8 protein-coding genes are annotated in these 11,820 nt (G+C 66.7%); 3 read left to right on the forward strand and 5 right to left on the reverse strand.

Annotated elements, in window-relative coordinates; all coding sequences use genetic code 11:
• Positions 1 to 229: 229 nt before the first annotated feature.
• The 3 genes from mqo to QP512_RS05345 all read right to left on the reverse strand — a co-directional run bounded on the left by mqo (position 230) and on the right by QP512_RS05345 (position 3,637).
• Positions 230 to 1,918: a malate dehydrogenase (quinone) gene (gene mqo, locus QP512_RS05335; protein ID WP_286071229.1), complete on the reverse strand. Its 1,689-nt coding sequence runs from the start codon at positions 1,916 to 1,918 to the stop codon at positions 230 to 232.
• Between the two features lie 194 nt (positions 1,919 to 2,112).
• Positions 2,113 to 2,559: a GNAT family N-acetyltransferase gene (locus tag QP512_RS05340; protein WP_286071230.1), complete on the reverse strand. Its 447-nt coding sequence runs from the start codon at positions 2,557 to 2,559 to the stop codon at positions 2,113 to 2,115.
• A gap of 172 nt (positions 2,560 to 2,731) precedes the next feature.
• Positions 2,732 to 3,637 (reverse strand): LysR family transcriptional regulator ArgP, encoded by a 906-nt coding sequence (locus QP512_RS05345; RefSeq protein ID WP_286071231.1) that lies wholly within the window; start codon positions 3,635 to 3,637, stop codon positions 2,732 to 2,734.
• A gap of 137 nt (positions 3,638 to 3,774) precedes the next feature.
• Between QP512_RS05345 and QP512_RS05350 the strand changes: the two genes are divergently transcribed.
• Positions 3,775 to 4,410 carry a LysE family transporter gene (locus QP512_RS05350; protein WP_005408523.1) on the forward strand — a complete coding sequence of 212 codons (636 nt, stop codon included), beginning with the start codon at positions 3,775 to 3,777 and terminating at the stop codon, positions 4,408 to 4,410.
• A gap of 166 nt (positions 4,411 to 4,576) precedes the next feature.
• Positions 4,577 to 6,538 (forward strand): prolyl oligopeptidase family serine peptidase, encoded by a 1,962-nt coding sequence (locus tag QP512_RS05355; protein WP_286071232.1) that lies wholly within the window; start codon positions 4,577 to 4,579, stop codon positions 6,536 to 6,538.
• A gap of 54 nt (positions 6,539 to 6,592) precedes the next feature.
• On the opposite strand, the gene QP512_RS05360 is transcribed toward QP512_RS05355, so the two are convergent.
• Both QP512_RS05360 and QP512_RS05365 read right to left on the reverse strand, forming a co-directional pair.
• Positions 6,593 to 8,347: an oligopeptide:H+ symporter gene (locus tag QP512_RS05360; protein ID WP_286071233.1), complete on the reverse strand. Its 1,755-nt coding sequence runs from the start codon at positions 8,345 to 8,347 to the stop codon at positions 6,593 to 6,595.
• A gap of 79 nt (positions 8,348 to 8,426) precedes the next feature.
• Positions 8,427 to 9,575: a heparan-alpha-glucosaminide N-acetyltransferase domain-containing protein gene (locus QP512_RS05365; RefSeq protein ID WP_286071234.1), complete on the reverse strand. Its 1,149-nt coding sequence runs from the start codon at positions 9,573 to 9,575 to the stop codon at positions 8,427 to 8,429.
• A 200-nt stretch (positions 9,576 to 9,775) separates the two neighbouring features.
• On the opposite strand from QP512_RS05365, the gene QP512_RS05370 reads away from it, so the two are divergent.
• Positions 9,776 to 11,740 carry an oligopeptide transporter, OPT family gene (locus QP512_RS05370; RefSeq protein WP_099553005.1) on the forward strand — a complete coding sequence of 655 codons (1,965 nt, stop codon included), beginning with the start codon at positions 9,776 to 9,778 and terminating at the stop codon, positions 11,738 to 11,740.
• The last annotated feature ends 80 nt before the right edge of the window (positions 11,741 to 11,820 follow it).

Raw genomic sequence — 11,820 nt, forward strand, 5'->3', positions numbered from 1 at the left:
GTCACTGCGCAGGGCGCAAATGTAAATAATTCTTAACAACATTACAATTCGTATCGATGCGCAGGGGCGTCCTGGCACCGGGCACGGCCGTCCGTAGAGCCGAGCCCATGCTCGGCTGCTTCTGGCTGGAGCCGAGCATGGGCTCGGCTCTACACCAGGGAGCCCCTCCCAAAAAACGAACGGCCACCCGAAGGTGGCCGTCCGTCTGCATCGAAAGGAAATGGCGGGCTTAAAGCGCCTGCAGTTCCTCGTTGGCGTTTCGCTTTTCCTTGGCCGGCGCCGGAACCGCGGTCGGCGCAGGCGCTGCCGCATTGGCATCCACCGGCACTTCCAGGTAGGGCAGGTGCAGGGTCTGGCTGGTCAGCGTGCGGATCTCGTTGGTCAGCGCGGCGCTGTCGTTGAGCTTGCGCCCGTACGACGGCACGATCTCGCGCAGGCGCGCTTCCCAACCGGCCTTCATCTGGTCCGGGAAGGCCTTGGCCATCAGGTCCAGCATGATCGGCGGCGAAGTCGACGCGCCCGGCGAGGCGCCCAGCAGCGCGGCGATGGTGTGGTCCTTGTCGGTCACGATCTCGGTACCGAACTGCAGCACCGGGCCCTTCAGCGGGTCGCGCTTGATGATCTGCACGCGCTGGCCGGCGGTGATCAGCTTCCAGTCGCCCGGCTTGGCGTTGGGGAAGTACTTCACCAGCTCGGCCTGGCGATCGGCGTCGTTCAGGCGTGCCTGGGCCATCAGGTACTGCACCAGGTCCAGGTTGTCCTTGCCCACTTCCAGCATCGGGCCGACGTTGTTGTGGTTCACCGACGAATACAGGTCCCACCACGAGCCGTGCTTCAGGAACTTGGTGCTGTACAGCGCGAACGGGCCAAACAGCACCACCGGCTTGCCGTCCAGCTTGCGCGCATCCAGGTGCGGCACCGACATCGGCGGCGAACCGGTTTCGGCCATGCCGTAGGCCTTCACGCCGTGGCGCGAGGTCACGTCCTGGCCCTGGAAGGCCAGGAACTGGCCGCCCACCGGGAAGCCGGCGTAATCCTTCGATTCGGGAATGCCGGACATCTGCAGCAGCTTCAGCGCGGCGCCACCGGCACCGATGAAGACGAAGCGGGCATGGGTGGTGGTTTCGGCGTTGGCCTTCAGGTCCTTCACCGTCACGTTCCAGCTCTTGTCGGCGTTCTGCCGCAGCGCGCTCACTTCATGGTTCAGGTGCAGCGTGAAGTTCGGGCTGCGCTGCAGGCCGGCGGTCAGCTGGCGGGTGATCACGCCGAAGTTGACGTCGGTGCCCAGCGGCATCCAGGTGGCGGCCACCTTCTGCTTCGGGTCGCGGCCTTCCATCAGCAGCGGGGCCCACTGCTTGATCTGCGCCGGATCTTCCGAGTACTGCATGCCGTAGAACAGCGGGTTCTTCACCAGCGCCTGCTGGCGCTTGTGCAGGTAGGCGATGTTGTCATCGCCCCAGACGAAGCTCATGTGCGGGGTCGGGTTGATGAAGTCGCTGGGCTGGCTCAGCCGCCCTTCCTTGACCTGGTGCGACCAGAACTGGCGCGAGACCTCGAACGATTCGGCGATGCCGACCGCGCGCTTGGTCTCGATGCTGCCGTCGGGCAGTTCCGGGGTGTAGTTCAGTTCGGCGAAGGCCGAGTGGCCGGTGCCGGCGTTGTTCCAGCCATCGGAGCTTTCGCCGGCGACGGTGTCGAGGCGTTCGTAGACCTGGATGTTCCAGTCCGGCTGCAGTTCCTGCAGGTAGGTGGCCAGGGTGATGCTCATGATGCCGGCGCCGACCAGCACAACGTCGACGGGCTTGTCATTGCTGGCGGCGGGCACCGAGCGCTGGGTCAGCGGCCAGTACAGGAACAGCGCGGCGGCCAGCAACAGCAGCACGAGCAGGGCGAGAAGAGCCTTGCCAAATTTCTTCATGGGGGCGGGATCGTTGGCGGAGGGGAGGAGTCCAGGATGCGCAGGGAGCAGGGAAAGGGCGTGAAGAAACAACGCCTTGCAGCATCCAGCTGCGATTCTAACCGGATCCGGTCCGTTTTTGATGCAACGCAGCATCCGGCACTTCGCGCCATCCTTACCCGGTAGCGCCGGGCGATGCCTGGCGGCGCCGTCAATCAAACCAACTCAAGAATCTCGTCACCGGCCTCGTCGACCTCCCCGGTCGGGCGCCAGCCCAGGCGCCGGTAGAAGCCGTGCGAGCGCGAGCGCGGGTCGGCCGAGCAGGCCAGGAACAGCCGCGGGTGGCCGGCATCGCGGGTCAGGCTGACCACCTCCTGCAGCAGCTGGCGGCCGATGCCGCGGCCTTCATATTCAGGCAGCAGGGCCAGCACCAGTACTTCGCCACTGTCGCGATCGGCGAAACAGTAGCCGGCCATGCGCTCGCCGTCCCAGGCGATGCGGCCGATGAAGTCGCCTGCCGAGATGGCTTCGGCCCATGTCTGCGCGGTGATGCCCAGCTCCGCCAGTTGCGCGGCGCTGAAGGCGTTCTCGCGGGTGCGCCCACGCAGGTCGATGCAGGCGGCAGCGTCTTCGGGGCGCGCATCGCGGACGAATACGGGCATGCAGGGCTTCCTTGCAGTGATCGGCCGGCCAGTATCCGCATCACGCATGGACCCGGTGTGTAGGGCGCATGGAGATTGGATGGAGAAAAAGGAGACGGAGGCGATTAAGTCGTTTAAGGCCCAAACGTCATGCAGGGCAAAGATGACGTGATCCCCTCAGTCCGCTTTTTTTTCAGCGCTTGCGCCGGATCAGCGCGGAGGACGCGTCCAGCACCGCGCGGGTCAGCAGCGCCATGGTCTGCACGTCGCCCTTCCAGTGCTGCCAGTACAGCGGTACGTCTTCCCAGGCGCGCTGGCGCACGTAGACCAGGCGGCCGGCGTCCAGGTGCCGCTTCACCAGCGGCAGGGGGTTCATGGTCCAGCCCATGCCGCCCAAGTTGGCCTGCACGAAAGCGCGGGTGGACGGGATCCACCAGGTCGGCGCGGTGCTGGGCAGGTCGTCGCCGGCCATGCGCCGGGCAAAGCGCGACTGCATGTCGTCCTTGCGGTTGAACACCAGCACCGGGGCCTGCGCCAGCGCCTGCGCGGTCACGCCCTTGGCGAAATGGCGCTCGCGGAACTCAGGGGTGCAGGTCGCCGCATAGCGGATGCTGCCCAGCGCGTGGATCTGGCAACCCTGCACCGGCTCGTCCAGTGTGGTCACTGCACCGAGCACCGTGCCCTGGCGCAGCAGTTCGACGGTGTGGTCCTGGTCCTCTACGCGCAGGTCCAGCGTGGTGCCGGTGGTCTGTGCGAACTGATAGGCCGCCTGCGGGAACCAGGTCTCCAGGCTGTCGTGGTTCACCGCCGCCGGGATGCTGGCCTGTGGCAGATCCTCGTCCGCCAGGCCCATCCGGTGCAATGCATCGTGTTCGAGCAGGGCGGTCTGCTCGGCCAGCTGCACCAGCAGCTGACCCTCGGCAGTGGCGGTGGCCGGGGTGCCACGCTTGACCAGCAGGCGGCCGATCCGGTCTTCCAGCGCTTTGACCCGCTGCGAGATGGCGGACGGGGTGACATTCAGCGACTGCGCGGCGCGGTCGAAGCTGCCTTCGCGGATCACCGCGGCCAGGGCACGCAGCTGGGCATGATCGATACGCATCGAATTAAGCTCCGCTAATGTTGGTTTAGGAAGTTTAGCTCGTCTTTCTCATGTTGCGGCGCGACAATGGCGCTCGTTCCGGTGCTGTCCGCCTTCGCGAGGCACCGTCCCCGAAGCAAGCAAAGGCAGTGAATCCCATGTTCTCGGTCATCTCCGCCAGCACCGGCCTCGGTGCCTGGTTCTCTGGTGCAGCCACCGGCATCGGCCTGTTCGCCGTGGTCGGCGCCCAGAGCGCCTTCATCCTGCGCCAGGGCATCCTGCGCAAGCACATCGTGCCGGTGGTCGCCACCTGTGCGGCCATCGATGCGATCTTCATCTTTGCCAGTGTGGCCGGCCTGCGCACGCTCACTTCGGCGCTGCCGTGGCTGACCACCGCCGTGCTGTGGACCGGCGTGGCGTTCCTGGCGTGGTACGCGATGAAGTCGGCGCGCCGTGCGATCGCCGGTGGGGGCGGCATGGGCGAGGCCGACAGCGACGACGGCAGCCGCCGCGCGGTGCTGATGGCCGCGGTCGGTTTCTCGCTGATCAACCCGCACTTCTGGCTGGACATGATGGTGATCGGTTCGATTGCCGAGAACTTCGGCAACGCCCGCATGGCCTTCGCCGCCGGCGTGGTCACCGCCAGCTGCCTGTGGCTGACCGCGCAGGGCCTGGGCGCGCGCCTGCTGGCGCCGCTGTTCACCAAGCCCAGCACCTGGCGCGTGCTCGACGGCACCATCGCGGTGATCCTCAGCATCCTGGCCCTCACGTTGGCGGTGCGCGGGGTCCATTGACCCGGCGCACGCCCCCCGAACCCACGTCCTGACTCTCTCTCCAAGGTAGTGGTAACGACGGCACCGGCAACGGTGCCGTCGTTTTTTGTGCGCCACTGGCGGGCGGGGCACTGGCCTGCCTAGAATCGGCCAGCCGGGACAAGGGGTCCAGGCAGGGGAGAGATGGATGCACAAGCGCTGGCTGGCCGCCCTCATCGTGGCGGTACTATGGTGTGGAACCGCTGCTGCGGTCGATCTGGGCGCCTACGTGCGGGCGGACAAGTTCGGCGATGTCCTGCTGTCCCCCGGGGGCGAATACTTGGCGGCAACCGTGCCCGGCGACGGATTCACCGCCGTGATCATCCTGCGCACGGACGACAACACGCCGGTGGGCAACCTGCGGCCGCCACTCAATTCGCATGTCTTCGACATGCACTGGGTCAACAACGATCAGGTGATGTTCGGGTTGGCGCAGAAGTTCGGCACCCGCGATGCGCCCTGGGCCACCGGCGAGCTGCTCACCCTTGATGCGCGCACCGGGCGACCGGAACTACTGGTGGGCTACCGCGATCTTGGCCTGCGCGTGCGGCCCAAGTACCGGACGTCGGCTGCGGCCTTCCTCAGTGACGCCTTGCCGGGCGACGATGCCCATGTGGTCATCGCGGTGGGTGGATCGCGGCTGGACGCCAATGGCTATGCGGCCCAGCTTGAACTGGCAAGCGGCAAGCAGCGCCTGCTGGCCCGCGCGCCGATGCCCGGTGCCTCCTATGTGGTGGATGCCCGAGGCGACGTGCGTTTCGTCCAGGGCGTCGGTACCGATAACGTCCGACGGCTCTACCACCGCAACGGTGGCGACTGGGTGCTGGTCAATGATGAGAAACGCAGTGGTCGCGGCGAGGCGGCGCTGGGCTTTTCCGCCGACGGTCAGCTGGCCTACCTGCTCAGTGAGCAGCCGAGCGGCCCCGATGCCATCGTCAGCTGGAACCCGGCGACGCAGGAGCGCAAGGTCGTGCTGCGCGACGAGGTCGTCGATCCGGCGCGACTGATCCACCGCCCGGGCAGCACTGTGCCGGTCGGCGCGGTGTTCCTGGGAAACACACCGCATACCCGGTTCTTCGACGAGAGCTCCGAGGAGGCGCGGTTGTACCGCAGCCTGGAAGCGGCCTTCCCCGGGCGTGCAGTGTTCATCACCTCCAGTACCCGCGACGGTCGCCGCCTGCTGGTGGAAACCGGATCCGGTTCCAATCCGGGCGAGTTCTATCTCTACGACCGTGACCGCAACCAAGCGCGCTTCCTGTTGGCCCGCAGCGAGTGGTTTGACCCGGAGACCACCGCTTCGGTGCGGCCGGTCCTGCTGAAGGCGCGCGACGGAATGGACCTCCATGGGTTCCTGACCGTGCCCCATGGCAGTTCCGGCCGTGACCTGCCGATGGTGGTGGTGCCGCATGGCGGGCCGATCGGAATATTCGACGACGGTCGTTTCGATCGCGAGAACCAGTTGCTGGCCGCTGCCGGATACGCCGTGCTGCAGATCAATTTCCGTGGCTCGGGCAACTACGGCCGTGCCCACAGCCGGGCCGCACTGAAGCAATGGGGCGGCACGATGCAGGACGACGTGACTGACGCCACACGCTGGGCGATCAGCGAAGGCATCGCCGATGCCCGGCGCATCTGCATCTACGGTGCCAGCTACGGTGCCTACTCGGCGATGATGGGCGCTGCCCGCGAGCCAGGGTTGTACCAGTGCGCGGCCGGCTATGTGGGCGTCTACGACCTGCCGCTGATGTTTACCAGCGGCGACGCCAAAGGCAGCGATTCGACAACGGGCTATCTGCGCGAGTGGCTGGGTGATCCGGCAACGCTGGGTGCGCTCTCGCCGGTGAACCTGGCGGATCGGATCAAGGTGCCGGTGTTCCTGGCGGCAGGCGGTGAAGACAAGCGCGCCCCGATCCAGCATACCGAGCGCATGGAAGCGGCCCTCAAGCGTGCCGGCACGCCGGTGGAAAGCCTCTACTACCGGACCGAGGGCCACGGCTTCTACACCGAGGCCCATCGCAGCGAGTACTACGGCAGGCTGCTGGCCTTCCTGTCGCGCAGCCTCGGCGGCAAGACCGCCACGGCACCGGACAGCAAGGGCAAGGCGCCGTAACGCAAAGGGCGGCCGATGACTCATCCGCCGCCCCGGTTCCTGCCTGCGCTGGGCCTATTTGACCCCGTGCATCATCCGCTTCAGCAACGGCGCGGCGATGAAGGCGGCCAGCGCACACCCCAGGCCGATCCACATCAGCAGCCAGAACAGGTGCGCGTAGGCACCGGCCGCAGCCACCATGTCCAGCGATTCGCCTTCGGGTACCTCGATCGCGGCCAGCTTGCCGAACAGCGCGGCCAGGGTTTCCGAGAACGCGGTGGCCAGGAACCAGGTGCCCATCATCAGGCTCATCACCCGCGGCACGGCCAACTGGGTGACCGCCGACAGGCCGACCGGCGACAGGCACATCTCGCCACTGGCCAGCAGGAAGTAGGCCAGCACCAGCCACCACACACTGGCCATCTCGCCGGTAGCGCCGACCTGCTGTGCGGCCAGTGCCAGCGGCACGAACGACAGCGCGCCGATCACCAGACCCCAGGCCGATTTGACCGGCTTGCCCGGTTCCCAGCCGCGCCGGTCCATCCACGTCCACAGTGCGGCGAAGGCCGGCGCCAGCAGCACCAGGAACAGGCCGCCCAGGTAGGTCAGCGAGCCGGCGGTCTGCGGAATCACCAGACAGTCGCGTACCAGCAGCACCAGCATCAGCACCACGATGGCGGCGAAGAAGATGCGAGGTGCCGACGAGCCCGGACGGCGCTCGGACAACCGTGCGCTGACCACGAAGCCGAGCGGTGCCAGCAGCAGCGAGATGATCGACCATGGCAGTGGAGTGCCGCCGGTGATCACCAGCGACGGCACGATATCCTTGGTCAACAGGCGGTCGGTGAAGGTCACCCACGAGCCGTAGGACTGCTCGTACATCGTGAAGAACACCAGCGCCATGAAGATCAGCACCATCAGGGCGATCATCTGCTGGCGCTGCACCGGCGTGCACTGCGTGCCGGTGAACCAGGCGAACCAGACCAGCACGCCGCCCAGCACCACCAGCATGAGCATCAACGCCAGGCTGATTTCACCGCCGAGCGCGAACGCGCCATTGCCAGCCGCCCACATCAGCCACGCCACCGGCAGCACACCGAGCACCGCGCACAGATAGATGAGCCATTCGCGGGGCAGGCCCAGCACCTTCTGCTTCAGCGCGGCCGGCTGTGGCGGTTCGGCGTGGCCCTGCAGGTACTTCTGTCCCCACAGGAACATCGCCAGGCCGGCCAGCATGCCGATACCCGCGGCACCGAAGCCGTATTTCCAGCCGTAGGCTTCGCCGAGGAAACCGCACACCAGGGACGAGAACAGCGCGCCCAGATTGATGCCGGCGTAGAACAGCGAGAAACCCGAATCGCGGCGCGGATCGTCCTTGGCGTAGAGCTTGCCGACGATGGTGGAGATGTTCGGCTTCAGGAAGCCCACGCCCATGATGATCAGTGCCAGCGACAGGTAGGTCACCGCCAGCGCCGAGGTGTCGCGCACCACCTCACCGTTGACCCGGTACGCCGGGTGGCCCTCGAAGGCCATGCCGAGGTGGCCAAGCACCAGCAGGATGCCGCCGAACAGTACCGCCCGGCGCATGCCCAGCCAGCGGTCGGCCAGCATGCCGCCGAATACCGGGATGCAGTACACCAGGCCACCGTAGGCACCGAGCAGGTCCAGGCCGGCCTTGTCGCCGAACAGGTGGTATTTGGTGAGGTACAGCAGCAGCAGTGCCTTCATGCCGTAGAAGGAGAAGCGCTCCCACATTTCAGTGAAGAAGCATACGTAGACGCCCTTGGGGTGGCCCAGGAAATCGTCGGAAGCGATAGCGGTGGAATTCATCGCGGAATTATAGGCCTGTGGCCCGATCCGCTTTCAGTGGATCCACGCCATGCGTGGATTGCCGGACTGGTCTGGGCGATCACAGGTATCGCAACCACGCCAGATCGCGCCTTCGCGCTTTGAACCGCGCGAAGGCCCGCGTCGGCGGGTACAGCACCACCGCCAGCGCACAGGCCACCAGCAGCAGGCCGGCCACCGAATCCAGTGCGTACAGGTCACCGTGCGTCGGTCCCCAGATCGCCAGCGCGGCCAGGTACAGCCCCTTCAGCACATACAGGTGCAGCAGGTAGAAGAACATCGGCGCGGCGCCGATATCGGCCAGCGGGCGCAGCGCACGCGCCAGGGGTGGCCATTCGTACAGGCGCAGCAACAGCAGTCCCACGCCCAGGGTCAGCAGCAGGAACTGCAGCGACGGCGGGTACTTGGTGATGTTGAGGATGCTCAGCCAGGTGCGCAGCGGCGTGGCCTGGTATTGCCAGGGGGCATCCCCGTACTGGTTGGCGAACCGCAGCAATGCGAACAGGGCCAGCGCGCCGACGCCTGTCCACAGCAGCCCGCGCTGGCGCTGCTCCGGTGCGCGCTCGCGGGTGAACCACGGCCCCATCAGATAACCCAGTGCGATCACCCCGATCCACGGCAGCACCGGATAGGAGGTGCGCAGGCGCATCACCCCTGCGTCGATCCAGTCGCGCTGGTGCAGCACCTTCCACAGCACGGCCAGTACGCCATTCCCTTCCACCCGCACCCCATCGAACAGATTGTGGCCGGCCACCAGCAGCACGCCCAGCACCAGCAGGGCCGGGCGCGGCAGCCACAACAGGCCGGCCAGCGCGATCATGCTCAGCCCGATGGCCCAGATCACCTGCAGGTACAGCGTGTCCGGCGGCAGCTGGAAGGTCCAGGCGAAATTCACCAGGGTCAGTTCCAGCACGACCAGGAACAGCCCGCGCTTGAGCAGGAAAGCTGCGGTGGCCCGGCGCGGATCCGCCTGGCGCTGGCCGTACAGCCAGGCCGAAAGGCCGGTCAGCAACACGAATACCGGGGCGCACAGATGGGCCAGCAGGCGGCAGGCGAACAGGGCCGGCGAGACCGTGGAGGCATCCATCGGGTCGCTCACCTGGTACTGCAGGAAAAAGGTCTCGCGCACGTGGTCCAGCAACATCAGCAGCATCACGGTGCCGCGCAGCTGGTCGATGGAGGCCAGGCGGGGGGAGGGGGAAGGGGGCATGCGATGCAGGAACAACAAGGTAGCATTAAGATATAACATATCATTTGCGGCGTGCCCAACCGGACTTTGCCGGGTCGGTCGATTGCCGGTCCACGTACTGGCCCATTGCGCTGCAGCACAGGCCCCCATCCTTTGGCACGCTGGACTTGATCTGTCCTGAACGCTAGCGTGGCAGGGATTTTTTGCCAGCAGGGGCTTCCATGAACCACGACGCTGCGCCCAAGCAGCTCACTTTCCGCGCAGTGGCCCTGGCCATCGTGCTGGCGGTGGTGCTGTCGGCCGCAAACGCCTACCTCGGTCTGTTCGCAGGCCTGACCATCGCCACCGCCATTCCCGCCGCGGTGATTTCCATGGGCGTGCTGCGCCTGCTGGGCGGTGGCTCCATCCTTGAAAACAACATCGTGCAGACCGGCGCCTCGGCCGGCTCGTCGATCGCCGCCGGTGTCATCTTCACCATCCCCGCGCTGGTGATCATGGGCTACTGGCCGGACTTCAAGTACTGGTGGGTGCTGGGCATCGCCGGTCTGGGCGGCCTGCTGGGCGTGCTGTTCTCGGTGCCGCTGCGCCGTTCGATGATCGTTGAAGATCCGCTGCCGTTCCCGGAAGGCAAGGCCGCGGCCGAAGTGCTCAAGGCCGGTGAGAACCCGGGCCCGGGCCTGAAGATCCTCGGCCTGTCGGCAGTGATCGGCGCGTTCGTGAAGCTGGCCGCGGAAAGTGGCATGCGCCTGATCCCTGACGCCTGGGCCACCTCGGCCTATGTCGGCAGCTCCAAGGTCACCGCCTTCATCGGCACCAACCTGTCGCCGGCGCTGCTGGGCGTGGGCTACATCGTCGGCCTCAACGTCGGCATCGTGGTGGTGTCCGGTTCGATCCTGACCTGGCACATCGCCATCCCGATCTACCAGGCGTTCTTCATGAACACCGATCCGGCGCTGGCCGCATCGGTGGCCACCGCTTCGTCCACCGAAGCCGCGTTCGCCATCTGGGGCGCGAAGATGCGTTACCTGGGCGTCGGCGCGATGCTGATCGGTGGCATCTGGACCCTGATCTCGCTGCGCAAGTCGCTGCTGAACGGCGTCAAGAGCGGCTTCGCGGCTGCCCGCAAGAGTGGCGGCCCGGTGCTGGCGCACACCGAGCGCGACCTGCCGATGAAGTGGATGCTGGTCGCCCTGGTGGCCTTCGTGCTGCCGCTGCTGGCCCTGTACCAGGCCATCGTCGGTCAGTGGCACGTGTCGATCCCGATGACCCTCATCATGATCGTCGCCGGCTTCCTGTTCGTGTCGGTCTCGGCCTACCTGGCCGGCCTGATCGGTTCGTCCAACAACCCGGTCTCGGGCATCACCATCTCCACCATCCTGTTCGCCTCGGCCGTACTGGTCGTGCTGCTGGGCGCCGACGGCCTCAAGCCGGTCGGTGCCGGTGGTGCGCCGCTGGGTGCGGTGGCCGCGATCATGATCGGTGCGGTGGTGTGCTGCGCCGCCGCGGTCGGCGGTGACAACCTGCAGGACCTCAAGGCCGGCTACATCGTCGGTGCCACGCCGTGGAAGCAGCAGCTGATGCTGGGCATCGGTGCGTTCTCGTGCGCGCTGATCATGGCCCCGGTGCTGAACCTGCTGGCCACCGCCTACGGCATCGGCGTGAAGTCCGAGCTGCACCCGAACGCACTGGCCGCGCCGCAGGCCAACCTGATGGCCTCGGTGGCCAAGGGCCTGTTCGGTGGTGAACTGCCGTGGACCTTCATCGGCATCGGTGCCGTGGTCGGTGCCGCCATCATCGCCTTCGACAGTTGGCTGAAGTCGCGCAACGCCCGCTTCCGCGTGCCGGTGCTGGCCGCGGCCATCGGCATCTACCTGCCGCTGGAGCTGATGGTGCCGATCTTCCTCGGTGGCCTGATCGCCTACCTGGTCGAGCGCTTCCACAAGGTGCGCGCCGATGACGAAGAAGGCCGCGACCGCGTGCACAAGCCGGGCGTGCTGTTCGCCGCCGGCCTGATCACCGGCGAGGCGCTGATGGGCATCGCCATCGCGATTCCGATCGTGGTCAGCAGCCGCGCCGACGTGCTGGCCGTGCCGTTCCACCTGCCGGGCGCACAGTGGATCGGCCTGGCCGTGCTGTTCCTGGTCGGCTGGCTGATCTACCGCACCGGCAAGCGCGCCGTGGCGTAATGCCAAGGGGGGCGGATACCTGCCCAACGGGAAGGGCTCTGACCCCGACGCAGTCCCCCCGCAAACCGCGCTACGGCGCG

The sequence above is a fragment of the Stenotrophomonas sp. 57 genome, assembly GCF_030291075.1.
Taxonomy (GTDB): Bacteria; Pseudomonadota; Gammaproteobacteria; order Xanthomonadales; family Xanthomonadaceae; genus Stenotrophomonas.

Bases quoted from the DNA above. Each gene is read 5' to 3' on its own strand.
- mqo (WP_286071229.1), bottom strand. From the start codon at position 1,918: ATGAAGAAATTTGGCAAGGCTCTTCTCGCCCTGCTCGTGCTGCTGTTG.
- QP512_RS05340 (WP_286071230.1), bottom strand. From the start codon at position 2,559: ATGCCCGTATTCGTCCGCGATGCGCGCCCCGAAGACGCTGCCGCCTGC.
- QP512_RS05345 (WP_286071231.1), bottom strand. From the start codon at position 3,637: ATGCGTATCGATCATGCCCAGCTGCGTGCCCTGGCCGCGGTGATCCGC.
- QP512_RS05350 (WP_005408523.1), top strand. From the start codon at position 3,775: ATGTTCTCGGTCATCTCCGCCAGCACCGGCCTCGGTGCCTGGTTCTCT.
- QP512_RS05355 (WP_286071232.1), top strand. From the start codon at position 4,577: ATGCACAAGCGCTGGCTGGCCGCCCTCATCGTGGCGGTACTATGGTGT.
- QP512_RS05360 (WP_286071233.1), bottom strand. From the start codon at position 8,347: ATGAATTCCACCGCTATCGCTTCCGACGATTTCCTGGGCCACCCCAAG.
- QP512_RS05365 (WP_286071234.1), bottom strand. From the start codon at position 9,575: ATGCCCCCTTCCCCCTCCCCCCGCCTGGCCTCCATCGACCAGCTGCGC.
- QP512_RS05370 (WP_099553005.1), top strand. From the start codon at position 9,776: ATGAACCACGACGCTGCGCCCAAGCAGCTCACTTTCCGCGCAGTGGCC.